General features: G+C 67.4%; 17 protein-coding genes. 8 read left to right on the plus strand and 9 right to left on the minus strand.

The features are described from left to right. Positions 1–340 precede the first annotated feature (340 nt). Together B6S44_RS14260 and B6S44_RS14265 are read left to right on the plus strand one after the other, a co-directional pair. Positions 341–2,932 (plus strand): DUF3772 domain-containing protein, encoded by a 2,592-nt coding sequence (locus B6S44_RS14260; RefSeq protein ID WP_164985822.1) that lies wholly within the window; start codon positions 341–343, stop codon positions 2,930–2,932. Positions 2,933–2,984: 52 nt separating this feature from the next. Beyond that, on the plus strand, positions 2,985–3,467 hold the full coding sequence (locus B6S44_RS14265) for a CAP domain-containing protein (protein ID WP_129157534.1): 483 nt from the start codon (positions 2,985–2,987) through the stop codon (positions 3,465–3,467). A gap of 19 nt (positions 3,468–3,486) precedes the next feature. Here B6S44_RS14265 and B6S44_RS14270 read toward each other — a convergent pair whose 3' ends face one another. The 3 genes from B6S44_RS14270 to B6S44_RS14280 are packed head-to-tail and all read right to left on the minus strand — an operon-like array spanning position 3,487 to position 5,856. Continuing rightward, the gene (locus B6S44_RS14270) at positions 3,487–4,239 is read right to left on the minus strand and encodes a M15 family metallopeptidase (protein WP_129157535.1); all 753 of its coding nucleotides are present in this window, start codon (positions 4,237–4,239) and stop codon (positions 3,487–3,489) included. Between the two features lie 8 nt (positions 4,240–4,247). Further along, positions 4,248–5,072, minus strand: coding sequence for an OmpA/MotB family protein (locus tag B6S44_RS14275; protein WP_129157536.1), 825 nt, complete (start codon positions 5,070–5,072; stop codon positions 4,248–4,250). A gap of 13 nt (positions 5,073–5,085) precedes the next feature. Beyond that, positions 5,086–5,856 (minus strand): motility protein A, encoded by a 771-nt coding sequence (locus B6S44_RS14280; protein WP_129157537.1) that lies wholly within the window; start codon positions 5,854–5,856, stop codon positions 5,086–5,088. Between the two features lie 142 nt (positions 5,857–5,998). Between B6S44_RS14280 and B6S44_RS14285 the strand changes: the two genes are divergently transcribed. From B6S44_RS14285 to B6S44_RS14295, 3 genes are all read left to right on the plus strand, one after another. After that, on the plus strand, positions 5,999–7,810 hold the full coding sequence (locus B6S44_RS14285; protein ID WP_129157538.1) for a glucan ABC transporter ATP-binding protein/ permease: 1,812 nt from the start codon (positions 5,999–6,001) through the stop codon (positions 7,808–7,810). A 102-nt stretch (positions 7,811–7,912) separates the two neighbouring features. After that, the gene (locus B6S44_RS14290) at positions 7,913–8,242 is read left to right on the plus strand and encodes a DUF1330 domain-containing protein (protein WP_129157539.1); all 330 of its coding nucleotides are present in this window, start codon (positions 7,913–7,915) and stop codon (positions 8,240–8,242) included. A gap of 137 nt (positions 8,243–8,379) precedes the next feature. Further along, positions 8,380–9,552, plus strand: coding sequence for a calcium:cation antiporter (locus B6S44_RS14295; protein ID WP_129157540.1), 1,173 nt, complete (start codon positions 8,380–8,382; stop codon positions 9,550–9,552). Here B6S44_RS14295 and B6S44_RS14300 read toward each other — a convergent pair. The 3 genes from B6S44_RS14300 to B6S44_RS14310 are packed head-to-tail and all read right to left on the minus strand — an operon-like array spanning position 9,542 to position 12,618. Next, positions 9,542–10,870, minus strand: a complete 1,329-nt coding sequence (locus B6S44_RS14300) for an HlyC/CorC family transporter (protein ID WP_129157541.1) — start codon at positions 10,868–10,870, stop codon at positions 9,542–9,544. The genes B6S44_RS14295 and B6S44_RS14300 overlap by 11 nt on opposite strands. 12 nt (positions 10,871–10,882) lie before the next feature. Beyond that, a complete protein-coding gene (aroB, locus tag B6S44_RS14305) occupies positions 10,883–12,031 on the minus strand; it encodes a 3-dehydroquinate synthase (RefSeq protein WP_129157542.1) in 1,149 nt (382 codons plus the stop codon). Further along, positions 12,028–12,618, minus strand: coding sequence for a shikimate kinase (locus B6S44_RS14310; RefSeq protein ID WP_129157543.1), 591 nt, complete (start codon positions 12,616–12,618; stop codon positions 12,028–12,030). The genes aroB and B6S44_RS14310 overlap by 4 nt, the downstream gene beginning before the upstream one ends. Positions 12,619–12,739: 121 nt before the next feature. Here B6S44_RS14310 and B6S44_RS14315 point away from each other — a divergent pair, with 121 nt between their 5' ends. From B6S44_RS14315 to B6S44_RS14325, 3 genes are read left to right on the plus strand one after another with little or no spacing between them, the layout of a single operon-like run. Next, a complete protein-coding gene (locus tag B6S44_RS14315; RefSeq protein WP_206735157.1) occupies positions 12,740–14,575 on the plus strand; it encodes an aminodeoxychorismate synthase component I in 1,836 nt (611 codons plus the stop codon). A gap of 30 nt (positions 14,576–14,605) precedes the next feature. Beyond that, on the plus strand, positions 14,606–14,749 hold the full coding sequence (locus B6S44_RS14320; protein ID WP_129157544.1) for a histidine kinase: 144 nt from the start codon (positions 14,606–14,608) through the stop codon (positions 14,747–14,749). Next, a complete protein-coding gene (locus tag B6S44_RS14325; protein WP_129157545.1) occupies positions 14,746–15,681 on the plus strand; it encodes a site-specific tyrosine recombinase XerD in 936 nt (311 codons plus the stop codon). The genes B6S44_RS14320 and B6S44_RS14325 overlap by 4 nt, the downstream gene beginning before the upstream one ends. Before the next feature lie 7 nt (positions 15,682–15,688). Here the strand turns inward: B6S44_RS14325 and B6S44_RS14330 are convergent, their stop codons facing one another. The 3 genes from B6S44_RS14330 to B6S44_RS14340 form a co-directional block, all read right to left on the minus strand. Further along, positions 15,689–17,455 (minus strand): cation:proton antiporter domain-containing protein, encoded by a 1,767-nt coding sequence (locus B6S44_RS14330; RefSeq protein ID WP_129157546.1) that lies wholly within the window; start codon positions 17,453–17,455, stop codon positions 15,689–15,691. Positions 17,456–17,578: 123 nt separating this feature from the next. After that, positions 17,579–17,905 carry a polyhydroxyalkanoic acid system family protein gene (locus B6S44_RS14335; RefSeq protein ID WP_129157547.1) on the minus strand — a complete coding sequence of 109 codons (327 nt, stop codon included), beginning with the start codon at positions 17,903–17,905 and terminating at the stop codon, positions 17,579–17,581. 160 nt (positions 17,906–18,065) lie between these two features. Beyond that, complete coding sequence (locus B6S44_RS14340) at positions 18,066–18,275, minus strand: hypothetical protein (protein WP_129157548.1); 210 nt, start codon at positions 18,273–18,275, stop codon at positions 18,066–18,068. Positions 18,276–18,291 lie beyond the last annotated feature (16 nt).

Raw genomic sequence — 18,291 nt, forward strand, 5'->3', positions numbered from 1 at the left:
TCAAACCCAGAAGCGCGGCTACCGCCAGAGGTTGTGCGGTCACCACTGATCACGGTCGCGTTGGGCCGTTGAGCGGACAATCGGGGCCGTCAGGGCCGTGCGAGGCCAGTTTCGACATCGCCGCCATGATGCTGACCGGTTTCCTGCCGAAGAACGCAGCGTCAGGCGTGCCGGAAACGGCGCTCTCTCACAGGAATGTGATGCTCTTGCACGATCTTCGTCCGCCGGCGCGGCCAAGCCACGAAACCGGCCGTACCGCCGTCTCGTCAGACATGCTTGCTTTCGCCCCGCTGCAATGGCGAGGCTGCGCGACGATGCGAATCAGCATGGCAGGGCAACGATGCCGATGATCTCCCGCTTGCGGCGAGCCTTCCATCAGTCCGGCAGTGCCGCGCTGCTCGCATTGGCACTGCTCCTCTTGCCCCTCGCGGCGCTGGCGCAGCCGGTCGCCGACCCAGCCAGCGCCCGCGCCCGCCTGGACTCGATCCGCGGCGAACTCACACAGATCGAGGGCTCGCTCACCAATCCGAACGTCTCGGACGATGAGTTGCAGCGTCAGCGTTTGCGGCTGCAGCCCTTGCTCGACCAGTTGCGCATCCTCACTGATGAGCAGGGGCCACGCACCGAGCAGGCCAAGCTCAGGCTCGACCAACTCGGGGCAAAGCCGGACGCCAATGCGCCGTCCGAGACGCCGGACGTGGCGCGCGAGCGCGAGACCCGGACCAAAACCTTCGCGGAAGCCGACGAGACGCTCAAGATCGGGCGCGCGACGCTGCTGCAGGGAGAGCAACTGCAGGGCTCGATCGCCGATCTCAGACGCGACCGCTTCGCCAAGGCGCTGTTCGCGGCCGGTCCCTCGATCCTCAATCCCGAAGTCTGGTCGACAACGCTGACGGCCTTTCCCTCCGATCTGCGTGCCTCGCAACTGATCTTCGGCGACTGGCTCTCGGTCTTCACTTCGGCACTGTTCAGCCCCCGCGGTGTCCTCGTCGCGCTCGCCTTCCTCGGTGCGATCACGCTCTATGTCGCGCGCGCCCGCTATATGCCGCGGCTGACGGCACGGCTGGCGGCAAGTGTCGATTCGAGCGATCGCCATATCCTCTATGCGGCGCTCATCCGTATTGTCGCGCGGACGGCGCCACCGGCACTGGCAAGCTGGCTGATCTATGCCGGGTTGAACACCGCCGGCCTGCTGCCGCCGCGGATTCAGCCGGTGATTCTCGCAGCGGTGTTCGGGCTCGCGCTCTTTGCCTTTGTCCAGGCGCTGGCCGATGCGCTGTTCGCCCCCGGCGAGCCGCAGCGGCGCCTTGCCAGCGTGATGGAATCGACAGCGCGGACGGTCGCCTGGCTCGCCGGTTCGCTCGCCATCGTCATGGCGATCGGCAAGGTGTTCGAAGCCTGGCTGCAGGCGATCGCCGCCGGCCTCACCTTGTCGATCATCGTGCGCGGTGTCTTCGCCACCGTTTTCGCGATCATCCTGATCGCCGGGCTGTATCGTCTGCGCGACAATCAGGAGATCGAGGAGGAGGCCTGTCTTGGCCCCTATGTGCCGGTCGATGGCGCAAGCCTCGGCCCGGTGCGGATTCTCGGCTGGATCGTCGGCGTCGCCGTCATCCTCTCGGTCCTGCTCGGCTATGTCGTGCTGGCGACCTTCCTGACCGAGCAGGTGATCTGGCTCGGCATCCTCGCAGCCGTCTTCGTGCTGCTGATGCAGCTGATCGAGCTCGGCATCGCCAGCCAGCTCACCGGCGAGGGACGCTTTGCGCTGACGCTGCGCGCCGGGATCGGCCTGCGCGCGGCGACACTGCAGAAAATCGCCGTCGTGCTGTCCGGTGCGCTCAAGATCGCGCTGATCGTCGTCACGATCATGCTGGCGCTGGCGCCGTGGGGGCTGGAATCGACGGACTTCCTGACCTCGCTGCGCGCCGCCTTCTTCGGCTTCCAGGTCGGCGGGGTCACGGTCTCGCTCTCCTCGATCGTCGTCGCGATCCTGCTCTTTGCGCTCGGGCTTGCGGCGACGCGCTCGCTGCAGGGTTGGCTCGACGGCAAGTTCCTGCCGACGACCGCGCTCGACCCCGGCCTGCGCAACTCGATCACCACGGCGGCCGGCTATGTCGGCTATGTCGCCGCGGCCGCGATAGCCTTCTCCTCGCTGGGGCTCAGCCTGGAGCGGCTGACGCTCGTCGCCTCGGCGCTGTCGGTCGGTATCGGTTTTGGCCTGCAGTCGGTGGTGTCGAACTTCGTCTCGGGGCTGATCCTGCTCTGGGAGCGGCCGATCCGGGTCGGCGACCAGGTGGTGGTCGGCGACGCCGAGGGCATCGTCAAGCGCATCAATGTCCGCTCGACCGAGATCGAGACCTTCGATCGCTCCTCGGTGATCGTGCCGAACTCGAACCTGGTCTCGGGCGTGGTGCGCAACCGCGTCCGTTCCGACCGGACGGGCCGGGTAATGATCTCGATCAGCGTGCCGCGCCGGCTCAACCCGACGGACGTCCGCGCCATGCTGCTCGAGGCTGGCGAGGCGCATGGCGACGTGCTGAAGAAGCCGGCGCCAGCGGTGATGTTCAAGAAGCTCGGCACGGCGACGATGGATTTCGACCTGATCTGCGTCGTCGGCGAGGTCGACATCGTCGGACGCGTCACCAGCGATCTCAACTACGTCATCCACAAGCGCCTGACCGAGCTGGAGACCCCGGTCGCGACCGAGCTCACGGTCAAGGGTCTGGAGGGGGTCGAGCATTCGCTCGGCGAGATCGCCGCCGCCGTCTCGCGGGAGGTCGGTCGCCGCGCCAAGCCGGCGGCCGGACGCGTCACCGTGAAGCGTTCGGCGCCTCCACCCGAGGCCGAGGAAGAACCGGAGGAGGCCCCGGCCTCGCCGCCCGCCAAGCCTGAACCAGCCGCGACGGGCGGCAAGGACGAGACCAAGGATTGATGCGATGCGCCTTTTCCCCGCGTTTTCCACGCGCCCGCAGCGGTGGCGCGCGATGAGCTGTCCCGCCGCTCTCGCTGCCGCGCTCTCGCTCCTCAATCTCGCCGGTTGCACCGAGCCGGTCAGGACACAGCCCGCTTTCTATCGCGATCTCGGCTCGCCCTCTGCGAGGGTCGATGCGGAAGCGGCGCGGGCGACCATCTCGGCCTACCGGCTGAATGCCGGCCTCGGCGCGTTGAAGCTTGATCCGGAGCTGATGCAGGCGGCCGAGCAGGAGGCCGCCGCCATGGCAGCCGCCGACAAGCCGGCCCAGGCCGAGGCGGTGAAGGTCAGGCTCGCGCGGGCTGGCCAAGCCGGCGCAGAGGCCAATCTCTCGGCCGGTTATCGGCGCCTGGCCGAGGCCTTCTCCGGCTGGCGCGACTCGCCGCAGCACGACCGGGTGATGAAGGCGCCGAATGCGACGCGCATGGGCATCGCCTCGGCCTATGCGGCGGGCTCGAAATATCAGGTCTATTGGGCGCTGGTCGTCGCGCCTTGAGCAGGCGCCGCCGAAAAGGTCATTCGATCGCGAAATCGAACGGCGTCTTCGGGAATGGCTCTTTCGCCAGCGTGAAGTGCCACCATTCCTTGCCGTAGCCGCGGAAGCCCTCGGCGCTCATCGCGGCGGCGAGGGTGGCGCGGTTACGGCGAGCCTCGGCCGTGATCCCTGAATGGCCGAGCGCGCTTTTCTCCGAGAAGCAGTCGAAGCTCGTGCCGAGATCGAGGCTGGATTCGCGTGGACGCGTTGCAATCGGACCGTCGCAGGGGCCGGCATCCAAGGGCGTTGGCGATGCGGCTTCGCTAGCGCGGACGAGGCCGACATCGATGGTGGAGCCGCGCGAATGGCTCGAATTGCCGGCGATGTAGCCTCTGGTGACGAGATCGCCCCGGGCGATGCCGGGATGGAAGATGCGGCCGAGGTCGGGCGCGCCGGGCCGCTTCACCCAGTCGTTGAAAGCGGCGACGGCGCGTGCCGGCCGGTAGCAGTCGAACAGCTTCAGCCCGTAGCCCTGCCCGGCGAGCCGCTTCTCGGCGCGGATCAGGGCGTCGGCAGCCGCGCGCGTCAGCACGCATTCGCTCCGGCCATAGCCAGGCACCACCGCGCCGGTGAAGTTGAACGGCGTCGCGTAGCGAATGTCCTGGGCGATCGCGGGTGCGAGTTCACGCAGCCGCACGAAACCGGACGGCAGCGGCTCGGCGTTGGCCGGGTTCAAGCCCGATACGAGCAGGGTGGTGGCCAAAGCGAGGCTGCCGGTCGTCCCATGCAGCATGCCGCGGCTCAGGGCTTGGCGCCGACCGGCAGCGGCGGCGCATCCGCCTTCAGGACAATTCCGACCCGGCGGTTGAAGGCGAGGTAGGGGTTGTCCTTGACCAGCGGGTCAGTGTCGGCCTTGCCGGTGACGGAGCTGAAGCGCTCATCGGGGACGCCGGCATTGCCGAGGATCTCACGCACTGCCGAGGCGCGGCCGACCGAGAGCGCCCAGGGATTGCCAGGAGCGATCGTGCCTGGCCGCTGCACGGCGGTATGGCCGGTGATGGCGATCTTGTTGGGCATGCGGCGCAGCGTCGGCGCGATCGCAGCGAGCAGCTTGCGCATGCGCTCGTTCGGCTGGGTCGAGCCTTCGGCGAACATGGCGCGGCCGTCCTGGTCGACCAGCTGGATGTCGATGCCCTGCTCGGAGACCTCGATCAGGATGTTGCGCGAGAGCTCGCCGATCTCCGGCATCTCGCGCAGCGCCTGGCGCAGCGAGGCGGCGGCAAGCGCAAAGCCGCGATCGTGGGTCGCCGAGACCAGCCCATCTTCCTTCTGCTGGTTGTGGTTCGGCGCGGTGTTGTCGGAAGCGTCCTCGAGCGGGCGGACATAGGCGTTCTTGATGTGCGTCTTGGTCGGGATGCCGTCGACCTCGACGATGCCGGCAAGCTTGAAGTCGCGCTGCGTGCCGAAGGCCTCGCGCATCGAGCCGGCGACGATCTGGAGCTTCTGCTTGTCCTGGCTGGAATAGGCGGCAACCATGACGAAGAACGCCATGAGCAGGGCCATGAGATCGGCGAAGGTCACGAACCAGCCGTGACCGCCATGCCCGCCTCGCTTCTTCTTGGCCATTGCTCAGGTCCGCTCAGGTGGCTTCGGCCATCTCGGCCCTGTGATGGTCCGGCAGATAGGCAAGGAGCATTTCTCGCACCAGGGTCGGGCTCTTGGCGTCGCGCATCTGCAGGATGCCGTCGATGATCAGCGTGCGCGAGATCTCCTCTTCCTCGAGCTTGATGTGCAGCTTGTCGGCAATCGGCAGGGTGAACATGTTGGCGACCATGGCGCCGTAGAGCGTCGCCAGCAGCGCTGTCGCCATGGCCGGGCCGAGCTTGGAAGGGTCGGACATGTTGGCGAACATCGTCACCATGCCGAGAATCGTGCCGATCATGCCCCAGGCCGGGGCGCAGTCACCGATGGCGCGGTAGACCTTGGAGCCCTCGTCGAGCCGTTGCAGAAAATTGTCGCGGTCGCGCTCCATCGTGTCGCGGATGAAGTCCTTGTCATAGCCGTCGGCGATGTAGCGCAGGCCCTGGGCGAGGAAAGGGTCGGAGACCTCGACGTTCTCGAGCGCGACCGGGCCACTCTTGCGGTTGATTTCGGCGACGCGGGTGATCTCATCGATCAGCTCGCGCGGATGGATCGAGCGCATGGTGAAGGCGAAGCGGATGCCCATCGGCAGGCCGTGTGCGATCACCGAGAAGGGAAAGCGCAGCATGGTCGCGGCCGAGGCGCCGCCGAAGATGATGATCACGGCGTGCTTGTCATAGTAGGCGGCGAAGTTGCCACCATCGATCATGATCAGCGCGACGATCGTCGCGATGCCGCCGATAATGCCTGCGCCGGTTGCGATATCCATGAGCCACCTCAAACCGGCCTACGCAGCCGCAACGCCAACGCCACGCTTTCGCTGTTGCGGTAACCATAGGGAGCAGCGGTTGAAGGAAGCGTTAAGGTTGAGGACTTGCTCACGCCGCGTCGTCGTCTAAAGCTGCTGCGTAATGTCTCTATTTGCGATCTACGCCCGCGTCCTCGGCGAGCTCGGCCCGGAACGGCGCCTCGGGCTCATCTTGGCATTCGCCAACATCGCGCTGGCGGGCGCCGCCTTCGCCGAGCCGATGCTGTTCGGCGCGCTGATCGACAAGCTGACCAGCCTGCAGATCAGCGGTACCCGCCCGAGCTGGGCCGATATCAGCGTCTTGCTCGGCGCCTGGGTCGGCTTCGGCCTGTTCAACATCGCCGCCGGCGTTTTCGTCGCGCTGTTCGCCGACCGTCTGGCGCATCGGCGTCGGCTCGCAGTGATGGCGAACTATTTCGAGCACGCGCTGACGCTGCCGCTCGCCTATCACACGCAGACCCATTCCGGCCGCGTGCTCAAGGTGATGCTGGAGGGGACCAGCGGCATGTGGGCGCTCTGGCTCTCCTTCTTCCGCGAGCATTGCGCCAGCTTTGTCGCGCTCTTCATCCTGCTGCCCTTCACGCTGTGGAAGAACTGGCAGCTCGGCCTGGTGCTGATCTTCCTCGTCGTGCTGTTCGGGACGCTTACGGCCTTCGTGCTGCGCAAGACCGACAAGCTGCAGAGCAATGTCGAGGCCTATCATTCGAGCCTCGCCGAGCGGGCTTCGGATGCACTCGGCAACGTGCCGGTGATCCAGAGCTTCACCCGGATCGAGGCCGAAGTCCGTGGCCTGCGCAACACCATCACCAGTCTGCTCGCAGCGCAGATCCCGGTCCTGACCTGGTGGGCGGTCGCCACCGTTGCGACCCGCGCCTCGGCGACGCTGACCGTGCTTTCGATCTTCGTCGTCGGAACCTGGCTCTTGATGCAGGGGCTGACCACGGTCGGCGAGATCGTCACCTTCATGGGCTTCGCCACCATGCTGGTCGGCCGGCTCGAGCAGATCGTCTCCTTCGTGAACTTCATCTTCATGCAGGCGCCGAAGATGCGCGAGTTCTTCGAGGTGATCGATACGCTCCCAGCGGTGCGCGACCAGCCCGGCGCACCCGATGCCGGCCGGCTCGAAGGCCGCATCGCCTTTGACAACGTCTCCTTCTCCTATGACGGCAAGCGTGCCGCCGTCGCCGACGTCTCCTTCGAGGTGAAGGCTGGCGAGACCATCGCTATCGTCGGCTCGACCGGCTCAGGCAAGTCAACCACGCTCGGCCTGCTGCACCGTGCCTTCGACCCGCAATCGGGGCGCATCCTGGCGGACGGGCGCGACATCCGCGAGATCTCGCTGCTCTCGCTTCGGCGCAATATCGGTGTCGTCTTCCAGGAGCCGATGCTGTTCGCCCGTTCGATCCGCGAGAACCTGACCGTCGGCAAGCCGGACGCGACCGATGCCGAGATGATGGAAGCCCTCGACCGGGCTCAGGCCACCGAGGTGATGGCGCGCCAGAGCGACGGGCTCGACACCATCGTCGGCGAACGTGGCCGCACGCTCTCCGGCGGCGAGCGCCAGCGCCTGTCGATTGCGCGGGCGCTGCTGAAGAACCCGCCGATCCTGATCCTCGACGAGGCGACCTCGGCGCTCGATGCCGCGACCGAAGTGAAACTGCAAAAAGCCCTCGACGAGGTGATGAAGGGTCGCACCACCTTCGTCATCGCCCACCGCCTCGCCACCATCCGCAACGCCGACCGCATCCTGGTGTTCGAGCAGGGGCAGGTGATCGAGATGGGCTCCTTCGAGGAACTCGTCGCCAAGGGCGGGCGCTTCGCGGCGCTGGCGCGGGCGCAGTATCTGGTCACCGACAAGCCGGTGGTTGCTGCGGAGCCCTCTTCGCTCGCCGCCAAGGGCATAGTCGAGGGCTGAGCGCCGCTTCCTTGCTACCTCGGAGGTAATCGACTGGCCGCCGCTCAGGTCGCATGGTCCCCGGCATCGCGGGTGTAGTCCCGCTCCAAAGGGGATACGCCCATGACCGCCTACGCAATCGCCCATCTTCGCGACGTCGACCTGAACGCCGAGATCGCCGACTACATCCGCCTGATCGACGAGACCCTTACGCCTTTCGGTGGTCGCTTCCTGATCCATGGCGTGACGCCGGAAGTCATGGAGGGGCCCTGGGAGGGCGATCTCGTCGTCATCGCCTTCCCGGATCTCGCAGCCGCCCATGGCTGGTACGCTTCGCCGGCCTATCAGGCGATCCTGCCGCTCAGGACGCGCAATTCGCGCAGCGCCGCGACCATCGTCGAGGGCGTGCCGGAGAGCTATCGGGCGACCGATTTCCTGGCGAAGCTGGGCTGAGCTGCCGGCAACTGCTTCGTTTTCCCGAGAACCGACGAGAGCGAGGGCAACAATCGCGTGTCACGGCCGTGCCGTTGTGAGATCATTTTCGGCGTGTACTCCCCGGTATCCTTTCAACGACGGACCTATTGCCAGACATGATGATTGCCCGCCTCGCCTGCGCCTGGGCTTCGGTCTTAGCCTTTCAGTTCTTCGGTGGCGCCCTGCTTGGGCAGCTTGGCGCTCCAATTCCGTCGCTGCTCGTCTTCGCCTGGCTGCTCGGCGTCATCGTCTGGTCGGCCTTCGGCGTGGTGCATGAGGCCGAGGAGCTGGCGCACCGGCTCGGCGAGCCCTACGGCACGCTGATCCTGACGCTTTCGATCGTGATCATCGAGGTGGCGCTGATCTCAGCCGTCATGCTGGGTGCCAAGGGCGCGCCGACGCTCGGCCGTGACACGATGTTCGCCGTGCTGATGATCGTGCTCAACGGTGTCGTCGGCATCGGCTTGCTGATCGGTGGCCTCAGGCACTTCTCGCAAGGCTACAATCTCAAGGGCGCCTCGGCCTATCTCGCGGTGATCATTCCGCTGACCCTGATCCCGCTGGTGCTGCCGAACTTCACGACCTCGACTGCCGACGGCACGCTGACGACCTTCCAGTCCGTCGCGTTCTCGCTCTTCACGCTGCTGCTCTATGGCGCCTTCCTCATCCTGCAGACGGGCCGACATAGCGTCTTCTTCCAGGAGCCGGCGGGCGAATCCAACATGCCCTACGGGGCCGCTTATGTCCGGGCGAGGGTGCAGCCCGAGCTCGACGCGACCTCGGGGCCCGCTCCCATTCCCGAGGCGGTGGACGCGGAGCCGCCCGCGACATCGGGAGGCTCGACCCGGTCCCATGTCGTGCTTTTGCTCCTGAACATTCTGCCGATCGTGATCCTGGCGAAAAGTCTTGCGACCGTGCTGGATTTCGGGATCGCGCGCCTCGGCGCCCCGGTCGCGCTCGGCGGCATCCTGATCGCGATGGTGGTGTTCACGCCGGAATGCATCGCGGCGCTGCGCGCCATCACCACCAACCAGCTGCAGCGGGCGATCAATCTCTGCCTTGGCGCCGCCGCCTCGACGCTCGGGCTGACGGTGCCGGCGGTCCTCGTGATCGGCCTGGTCACCGGCCAGCCAGTGGTGCTCGGCCTGTCCGGGACCAATATGGTCATCCTGTCGATGACGCTCCTGCTCTCGACGCTGACCTTCACCGGCACGCGCACCACCATGTTGGAGGGCGCGGTGCACCTTTCGGTGTTCTTCGTCTTCCTGGTGCTGGTCTTCAGCCCCTGACCGGGGCGGGCTGGGCCGCTTCCGGTTCGGCCGGCGCGCCGTTGCCTGCCGGGGCGATCCGGAGTGCGGTCAACCGGTTGCGGCTCTTGCGCATCACCTCGAAGCGGAAGCCGTGGAAGGTGAAGGCCTGGCCGGCATCGGGGATGGCGCGCGCCTCATGGATGACGAGGCCGGCGATGGTCGTCGCCTCCGCATCCGGCAATTGCCAGTCCATCGCCCGGTTGAGGTCGCGGATCGGCACGCCGCCATCGACGATGACCGCGCCGTCGGGCTGCTGGCGCAGGCCGGGAACGGCGACGTCGTGCTCGTCGCGGATGTCGCCGACGATCTCCTCGAGGATGTCCTCGAGGGTGACCAGCCCCATCACCTCGCCATATTCGTCGACCACCAGCGCAAAATGCGTCTTGCGGGCGAGGAAGGCCTTGAGCTGCTCGGGCAGCGGCGTGTTCACCGGCACGAACCAGGACTCAAGCGCGATAGTCGCGACATCGAGCTTGCAGGCGTCGCCGCCAGCGGCATCGAGCGCGCGCAGCAGATCCTTGGCGTGCAGGACGCCGACGATGTTCTCCGGCTTGTCGCGCCAGAGCGGCATGCGGGTATAGGGCGAGGCCAGGACCTCGCGCACAATCGTCTCCGGGCCGAGATCGAGATTGATCGTGCGCATCTTGGTGCGGTGGATCATCACGTCGGCGACTGCGAGCTGCTTCAGGTCGAGCAGCCCGCTGACCATGTCGCCATCGGCCTTCTCGACCATGCCGCCCTGGCGCATCAGCTCGATCTGGTCGCGCAGAATCTCGTCGATCGCCAGCACCGGGCGCTGCGAGTCGATCCGCAGGCCGAACAGGCCGAGCGCGCGGCGGGCGAACCATTGCATCAACCGCACCGGCGGGCCGAACAGAGCGAGCAGCCGAGCCACCGGCCGCACCAGCTTGAGCGCCACGCGTTCGGGGTCGGCGACGGCCGCCATGCGCGGCGCCAATTCTCCGAGCACGACGATGATCAGCGCGACCGCGATCGCGAGGCCGGCCGCGCCGCTGGCGCCGAAGGAGGCCAGCGCCGCATAGGCGGCAAAGCTCGCCGTCGCGGTCTTCACCAAGGTGCGCGCCAGCAGGAAGACGCCGCTCAGGCGTTCGCGGTCGTCGAGGACGCGCAGCGCAATGGCGGCGCGGCGACTGCCCGCTTTCTCCTGGGCAGCGAGCCTGGCACGGGAAATCGCATGGAGCGCCGCATCGGCAGCGGCCAGGAAGCCGGTCAGCAGCACGCCGAGCGCGACGACGGCGAGGGCGAGCCAGGGATCGAGATGCGGAATGGCGACCATGGAAGGAAGCGCTCAGGTCCCCGCGAGTTCGCTCTCGATGAAGTCCCCCACCGTCTCGGCGGTGACGCCGGGTGCGATGAAGCTGCGGCCGATGCCATGCGCCAGGATGAAGGTCAGCGCGCCGCGCTTGACCTTCTTGTCCTGCGTCATCGCCTCGACGATCTCGCCGGCCGTGCCGGTACCGCCGGGCACGTCCTGAAGCCTAGTCGGCAGGCCGACGGCCGTGAGGTGAGCGGCGACGCGGCCGACATCCTGCCCGGGGCAGAGGCCGAGCCGCTGCGAGAAGCGGAAGGCGAGGCAGAGCCCGATCGCGACGGCTTCGCCATGGACGAGCCGGGTGGAATCGTAACGGGTCAGGCGTTCCAGCGCATGGGCGAAGGTATGACCGAGATTGAGCAGCGCCCGATCGCCATCCTCGCGCTCATCGCGCGCCACGACCGCGGCCTTGGCCCGGCACGCGGTTGCAACCGCATGGTCGCGTTCGGGACCGCCAGCCATGACGCGGCGCCAGTTGACCTCGCACCAGTCGAAGAAGCCGGCATCGTCGATCAGCCCGTATTTCACGACCTCGGCATAGCCGGCCTTGAATTCGCGCTCGCTCAAAGTGTCGAGCAAAGCGGTGTCGCAGATCACCAGCGCCGGCTGGTGAAAGGCGCCGATCAGGTTCTTGCCGTGACTGGAGTTGATCCCGGTCTTGCCGCCGACCGAGGAATCGACCTGGGCGAGCAGGCTGGTCGGGATCTGGACGAGGCGGACGCCGCGGCGCAGCACCGAGGCGGCGAAGCCCGAGAGATCGCCGACGACGCCGCCACCGAGCGCGATGACGAGGTCGTTGCGCTCGATCTTGGCGGCAAGCAACCCGTCGCAGAGCTCGATGAAGCGGGCATAGGACTTGGACGCCTCGCCCGGCGGAATGGTCAGGCGCGTCGTCGCGACACCGGCCTGGTGCAGGCAGGTTTCGAGCGCCGGCGCGTGCAGGGCGGCGAGGTTCTCGTCGGTGACGATGGCGGCGCGGGCACCGGGGCTCAAGGCAGCGATCATCCCGGCTGCCTCGCAGAGCTGATGGCGGCCGATCAGGATGTCGTAGGAGCGCTCGGCCAGCGCGACCGGCACGACGATACGCGCCGCAGCAGCGGCTTCAGAGACCTTCGGGGCGCTCATCGCGTGCCCTCCTCGCGCAGCCGGCGGTCGAGCGCAGCCATCGCATCCTCGACGACGACTTCGTGCGGATCGTCGCGGGAGATCAGTGTGATGTCAGCAAGCGCATAGACCGGCTCACGCTCGGCCAGCATCCGGTGCATGGTCGCCTCCGGATCGGTGGTCTGGAGCAAGGGACGGTTGCTGCGCTTGCGGACGCGCCGCATCAGCACGTCGAACTCGGCCTTGAGCCAGATCGAGACGCCGAGCTCGGTGATGCGGGCGCGGGTGTCGGCGTTCATGAAGGCGCCGCCGCCGGTCGCCAGCACGAGCGGGGCGCGTGTCGCCAGAATGCGGGAGATGACCCGGCGCTCGCCGTCGCGGAATTCGCTTTCGCCGCGCTGAGCGAAAATCTCCGGGATCGTCATGCCGGCGGCGGTCTCGATCTCGGTGTCGGCGTCGACAAAGGGCAGGCCGAGGCGGGCACCGAGGCGCTTGCCGACCGAGCTCTTGCCTGAGCCCATCATGCCCACCAGCACCACCGCCCGCGCCCCAAGCGCCGCGCGCAGGGCGATCCGGTCCACCTGTTCGATCGTTTCCGCCATCGTCATCGAAAGAATTCCTCCCGCTCGCTCTAGCATGAGGATCGCAGCGCCGCCACGCCCCGTGCGGCGCGGTTGACCGGGGCTCTCAAGCCGGGCTTGTAGCGCGGCGACGAGGGTGATGGGGCACATGATGCCAGGGGCCGAAGCGGATTGCGGGATCGCCGGATTGCGGCCGCCCTTCGTGTTGCTGGAGAACCGTACCGGCGCGGGGCAGGCGCAGCTCTTCGCCGATCCCGTGGAGATCGTGCAGGCTACCGAGCCGTCGGGGATCGCCGACGCTTTCGCTCGTATCGAGGCCGGATTGGCGCGGGGACTCTACGCGGCCGGCTTCTTCTCCTACGAGCTGGGCTATGCCTTCGAGCCAAGACTGGCCGGGCTTTTGCCACGCGAGCGCGCTTTGCCGCTGCTCTGGTTCGGCCTGTTCGAGGCGCCGCGCAGCATCGCGCCGGCAGCGCTCGATCAGGGTTTCGCGGGGCTGTGCCCCCCGCCGCTCGAGGAGCTGACCTTCGGCCTGGACGAATCCGGTCATGCGGCGGCCGTGCAGCGCGTGCTCGACTATCTCCACGCCGGCGACGCCTATCAGGTCAACCTGACCTTCCCCATCCGCTTCCGTTACCAAGGCGATCCGCTGGCGCTCTATGGGGCGCTTCGCGCGAGCCAGCCGGTCGCGCATGGCGGCGTGGTCGCGACGGGCGAGGCGAGCATCCTGTCGGTCTCGCCCGAGTTGTTCATCGAGACATCGGGCGGGCGCGCCATCACCCGGCCGATGAAGGGGACGGCGGCGCGCGGCGTCGATGCCGAAGCCGACGAGGCAGCGAAGGCGGCTTTGCGTGCCGATCCGAAGCAGCAGGCCGAGAACCTGATGATCGTCGACCTCCTGCGCAACGATCTGAGCCGGGTCAGCGAAACCGGTTCCGTCGCGGTGCCGGCCCTGTTCAGCGTCGAGACCTATCCGGGTTTCCACACGCTGACCTCGACGGTGACGAGCCAGCTGCGGCCGGGCCTGTCGCTGTTCGAGCAGATGCGGGCGCTGTTCCCCTGCGGCTCGATCACCGGTGCGCCGAAGCTGCGGGCGATGGAGATCATCCGCGAGCTCGAAGCTGCGCCGCGCGACATCTATACCGGCTCGATCGGGATGATCGCGCCGAATGGCGATCTCAATTCCAATGTCGCGATCCGGACCGCGACGCTGCTGCCGGGCGGTGAGGGCGTCTACGGCGTCGGCGGTGGCATCGTCGTCGATTCGAAACCGGCAGCGGAATATGCCGAGTGTCGGCTGAAAGCACGGGTGCTGACCGATCTCGCCGGAGATTACGGTCTGATCGAGACGCTACGCTGGTCGGGCGACTATGTCCGGCTGCCCTTGCATATCGAGCGTCTGGCCACTTCCGCAGCGACGCTGGGCTTCCGGTTCGATCGGGAGCGGGCGCTCGGGCAGCTGAGCGAGGTTGAGGCATCATTCCCCGCCGGGGAAGACCGGCGGGTGCGCTGCGAACTGCGCCGCGACGGCACGTTCCAGATCACGACGGCGCCGATGCCGCCTGCGGCGAACGATGCGGTCCGTATCGCCATTGCCGGGCATCGGGTGGATGCGGGCGACCCCTTCCTGCGCCACAAGACGACGCGGCGGGCGGTCTATGAGCAGGCCTTCGCCGAGGCGGCGGCTGATGGCTGCGACGATGCGCTCCTGCTCAATCGGCAGAGCTTTGTCACTGAGACCAGCCGCAGCAACATCTTCGTCGAGCGCGATGGCCTGTTGCTGACGCCACCGCTGGAGCATGGCCTGCTGCCCGGCGTGCTGCGCCGCGAACTCATCGAAACCGGCGCTGCCCGCGAGATGCCATTGCGCCTCGAAGACCTGAAGCAGGCGGAGCGCTGGTTCGTCGGAAACAGCCTGCGCGGGCTCCAGATCGCGCGGCTTGCGGCTTCTTCGCTTGCGTCCCGCCCCACCGATCAGGAATAACCGGGTGGGGTGCAGGGGGAATCGCCGGCCGTGCCGACGCTGTTCAAGTTCCTGACGTTTCTCGCGGTGATCGCGGGGGTGATCTATGGCGGCATGATCGCACTGGTCACCTTCGTGCAGCCGGAGCCGCGCGAGATGGTCGAGGTGGTGCCGCCCTCGAAGCTGCAGAAATGAGCAAGCAGGCGCGCGCCTGGCTGAACGGTTTCCTCGATATGCTGGCGGCCGAGCGCGGCGCGGCCAAGAACACGCTCGAAGCCTATGAGCGCGATCTCGACGACTATCTCGGCTTCGCTGCGAGCCAGGGCGGGCCGGCCGCGATCACGGCGGACGATGTCCGCGCTTACCTCGTCGAACTGTCGGAGCGCGGGCTCAAAGCCTCCTCGGCGGCGCGGCGGCTCTCTGCGGTCCGGCAATTTCACCGCTTCCTCTACACGGAGGGGTTGGCGGGGGGCGATCCGACCGCGGCGATCGAGGGACCGCGGCTCGGCCGGCCGCTGCCGAAGGTGCTCAGCGTCGCCGAAGTCGACCGGCTGATCGGCACGGCGCAGCAGATGGCGGAACAGGCGGAGCAATCGCCGGCGGCGCGGGCCCGCAGCGTCAGGATGCGCTGCCTGATCGAGATGCTCTACGCCACCGGCCTGCGCGTTTCGGAATTGATCGCGCTACCGCTCTCGGCCGCGACCACGCGCGAACGTTTTCTCGTCGTGCGCGGCAAGGGCGACAAGGACCGGCTGGTGCCGTTGAACGAGGCGGCGCGCGTTGCAGCCTCGGTGCATCTCGCCCTGTTGCGCGAGCAAGGCGCTGCGGACGGACGCTGGCTCTTTCCCTCCGACGGCGAGAGCGGGCACCTGACCCGCCAGGCCTTCGGGCGCGATCTCAAATCGCTTGCCGCGGCGGCGGGGCTATCGCCGGCCAAGGTCTCGCCGCACGTGCTGCGCCACGCCTTCGCGAGCCATCTCCTGCAGAACGGCGCCGATCTGCGCGTCGTGCAGGAGCTGCTCGGCCATGCCGATATCGCGACAACGCAGATCTACACCCACATCCTCGACGAGCGGCTGAAGAGCATGGTGCGCGACCTGCATCCGCTGATGGACGAGGACGGCTAGCCCGGGCTCAGGCCGCTGTCGGGGCCGGCTCCTCGCCCTTCCTGCCGCAGAGCGCCAGCATGGCGCGGGCGATTTCGGCCTCGCCCATGATGGTGCGGCTGGCGCCGCATTCCCTGAGATGCTCGACCTCGGCGACGGAATGCGCCCGGGCGATGATCGGCAGGCCTGGATTCTGCTTGCGCGCCTGCTCGCAGACCTGGCCGGCTTCGAAGCTGCCGGGAATGGCGACGAAGAGGCGCTTTGCTTGCGCGAGGCCGGCGGCGGCGAGCACCTCCGGATCGGCGGCATTGCCGACGAGCACCTCGGCGCCGTCGCGCCGGGCTGCGGCGATGCCATCATCCTGGTCCTCGATCACCAGCAGCTTCTCGCCCAAGGCCGAGAGGCCGGCGCCGAGCAACGAGCCGACGCGGCCATAGCCGACGACGACGATATGGTCGGTGAGCGCAGTCGGCGCGATATCGCGCTCGGGGGCAGGCGCAGGCTCCGGCTCCGGTGCGGCAGCCGGGGCCTCCGGAGCGGGCACAGGCGCTGCCTCGACTGGCTTCGGCTTGGCTGGCGCTGGTTCGGGTGGGGCGAAGCGGTCGACCAGCTTGAACAGCAGCGGGTTGAGCACGATCGAGAAGATCGCGCCGGCGAGGATCAGGTCGCGGCCCTGCTCGGGCAGGAGCTTCAGCGAGACACCGAGCCCGGCGAGGATGAAGGAGAATTCGCCGATCTGGGCCAGGCTCGCCGAAATCGTCAGCGCGACGGAGTCCGGCTTGCCGAAAGCGCGCACGATCAGCCAGGCCGCCAGGGTCTTGCCGAACAGGATGATGGCGATGGTGGCGATCAGCGGGAATGGCGAGCGCAGCAGGATGCCCGGATCGAACAGCATGCCGACCGAGACGAAGAACAATACGGCGAAAGCGTCGCGCAGCGGCAGAGATTCCTCGGCGGCGCGATGGCTGAGCGGCGATTCGCTCAGGATCATGCCGGCGAAGAAGGCGCCGAGCGCGAAGGAGACACCGAACAGGCTGGCAGCGAGATAGGCGACGCCGAGCGCGATCGCGAGCACGGCGAGGCGGAAGAGCTCGCGCGAGCCGGTATGGGCGACCCAGTGCAGGATCCAAGGGATCAACCGACGCCCGATGATCAGCATGAAGGCGACGAAGGCGGCGACCTTGGCGAGCGTCAGGCCGAGCACGCCCCAGAGCCCGAGATCGAAGCGCGTCGCCAGCGGCCCGCTTCCAGGAGCTGTGCCGGTGCCACCATTCAGCGCATCGGCAACAGCCGGGATCATTACGAGTGCCAGGACCATGGCGAGGTCCTCGACGATCAGCCAGCCGACGGCGATCTTGCCCTTCTCGGTCTGGACGATGCGGCGCTCCTGCAAGGTGCGCAACAGCACGACGGTACTGGCGACAGAAAGCGCCAGGCCGAAGACGAGGCCGGCGATCACCGTCCAGCCGAGCAGCAGTGCGAGACCCAAGCCCAGCAATGTCGCGGCAGCGATCTGGACGAGCGCACCCGGCACAGCGATGGCCCGGACCGAGAGCAGATCCTTCAACGAAAAATGCAGGCCGACGCCGAACATCAGCAGGATGACGCCGATTTCGGCGAGGTCGTTGGCGAGGCCCTGGTCGGCGACGAAACCCGGAGTGAACGGGCCGACCGCGACGCCGGCAAGCAGATAGCCGACGAGCGGGGAAACCCTCAACTTCTGCGCCAGCGCCCCGAAGACGAAGGCGAGGCCGAGGCCCATGACGATGATGGCGATCAATGGGCCGTGATGCATGGGTCTCCGGTGGGCAGGCGGGAAGGGATGTCGCGACTTTGCGGATCGCCGCGGACGAATTCAACCTTCGATGGCAGGCAAAAGTCGTGAAGCCAGCTGCGGCATGGCGCGCAACGGCCGAGGTCAGGCCTTGGTCGGCTTGTGCTCGAGCAGGATCTGGGCCTGTTTCTCGACGCCGAGCTTGAGCTTCTCGGCGAAGATCGCGAGCATCAGGGGCAGCATCACCTCGACGCGCACCAGCGCATCCTCGACCTCGATCTTGCCGCTGACAGTCTGGCCGAGTGCGGCGACGCCGAATTGCAGCGTGTCGCCCTGCCAGCTCTCCTCGACGAGCTGCATGCCGAAGCCGCCGAGCTTGTCGCGGACCTTGCCGACGCCGCCCTGCAGCCGCTGGCGGGCCGCCTCGCGGCCGAGCGAATGCGAGATCGTGATAGTGACGGGGCGTTTCATGCGTCAGGTCCCGGAGGCGCGAGCGAGCTGGCGTGCCGTTGAGATGGGCTCCGCCGCGGGCGCTTGCAACCGTCTATGGACACGACCTTGAACGAAGTCGTCCCGGGCCATCATGAGGAGATCCGGGACGACGTGTATGAAGTGAAACTGGGTTTGAGGATCAGTTGCTGCGGGCTTCGAGCGCCTGCTGGCCTTGGGGTGTGACCTTCCAGACCTCATCGCCTGGCTCGGCCAGACCACGGCCTTGAAGCAGGCGCAACATCGTTTCACCGAAGATGAAGCGGCGCGTTTCCTCGTTGATGCTCTCCAGTGCGATCCACTCCGGATCGGTCATCACGATGGTCTGCGGGTTCGTCGCGGTCTCGGCCATATCGTCCTCCTCCGTG

The sequence above is a fragment of the Allobosea sp. Tri-44 genome, from assembly GCF_004123845.1.
In the GTDB taxonomy this organism is placed as follows: Bacteria; Pseudomonadota; Alphaproteobacteria; order Rhizobiales; family Beijerinckiaceae; genus Allobosea.

What these genes read in the sequence shown, in the direction of transcription:
- B6S44_RS14260 (WP_164985822.1), top strand. Translation starts at nt 341, where the DNA reads ATGCCGATGATCTCCCGCTTGCGGCGAGCCTTCCATCAGTCCGGCAGT.
- B6S44_RS14265 (WP_129157534.1), top strand. Translation starts at nt 2,985, where the DNA reads ATGAGCTGTCCCGCCGCTCTCGCTGCCGCGCTCTCGCTCCTCAATCTC.
- B6S44_RS14270 (WP_129157535.1), bottom strand. Translation starts at nt 4,239, where the DNA reads ATGCTGCATGGGACGACCGGCAGCCTCGCTTTGGCCACCACCCTGCTC.
- B6S44_RS14275 (WP_129157536.1), bottom strand. Translation starts at nt 5,072, where the DNA reads ATGGCCAAGAAGAAGCGAGGCGGGCATGGCGGTCACGGCTGGTTCGTG.
- B6S44_RS14280 (WP_129157537.1), bottom strand. Translation starts at nt 5,856, where the DNA reads ATGGATATCGCAACCGGCGCAGGCATTATCGGCGGCATCGCGACGATC.
- B6S44_RS14285 (WP_129157538.1), top strand. Translation starts at nt 5,999, where the DNA reads ATGTCTCTATTTGCGATCTACGCCCGCGTCCTCGGCGAGCTCGGCCCG.
- B6S44_RS14290 (WP_129157539.1), top strand. Translation starts at nt 7,913, where the DNA reads ATGACCGCCTACGCAATCGCCCATCTTCGCGACGTCGACCTGAACGCC.
- B6S44_RS14295 (WP_129157540.1), top strand. Translation starts at nt 8,380, where the DNA reads ATGATGATTGCCCGCCTCGCCTGCGCCTGGGCTTCGGTCTTAGCCTTT.
- B6S44_RS14300 (WP_129157541.1), bottom strand. Translation starts at nt 10,870, where the DNA reads ATGGTCGCCATTCCGCATCTCGATCCCTGGCTCGCCCTCGCCGTCGTC.
- aroB (WP_129157542.1), bottom strand. Translation starts at nt 12,031, where the DNA reads ATGAGCGCCCCGAAGGTCTCTGAAGCCGCTGCTGCGGCGCGTATCGTC.
- B6S44_RS14310 (WP_129157543.1), bottom strand. Translation starts at nt 12,618, where the DNA reads ATGACGATGGCGGAAACGATCGAACAGGTGGACCGGATCGCCCTGCGC.
- B6S44_RS14315 (WP_206735157.1), top strand. Translation starts at nt 12,740, where the DNA reads ATGATGCCAGGGGCCGAAGCGGATTGCGGGATCGCCGGATTGCGGCCG.
- B6S44_RS14325 (WP_129157545.1), top strand. Translation starts at nt 14,746, where the DNA reads ATGAGCAAGCAGGCGCGCGCCTGGCTGAACGGTTTCCTCGATATGCTG.
- B6S44_RS14330 (WP_129157546.1), bottom strand. Translation starts at nt 17,455, where the DNA reads ATGCATCACGGCCCATTGATCGCCATCATCGTCATGGGCCTCGGCCTC.
- B6S44_RS14335 (WP_129157547.1), bottom strand. Translation starts at nt 17,905, where the DNA reads ATGAAACGCCCCGTCACTATCACGATCTCGCATTCGCTCGGCCGCGAG.
- B6S44_RS14340 (WP_129157548.1), bottom strand. Translation starts at nt 18,275, where the DNA reads ATGGCCGAGACCGCGACGAACCCGCAGACCATCGTGATGACCGATCCG.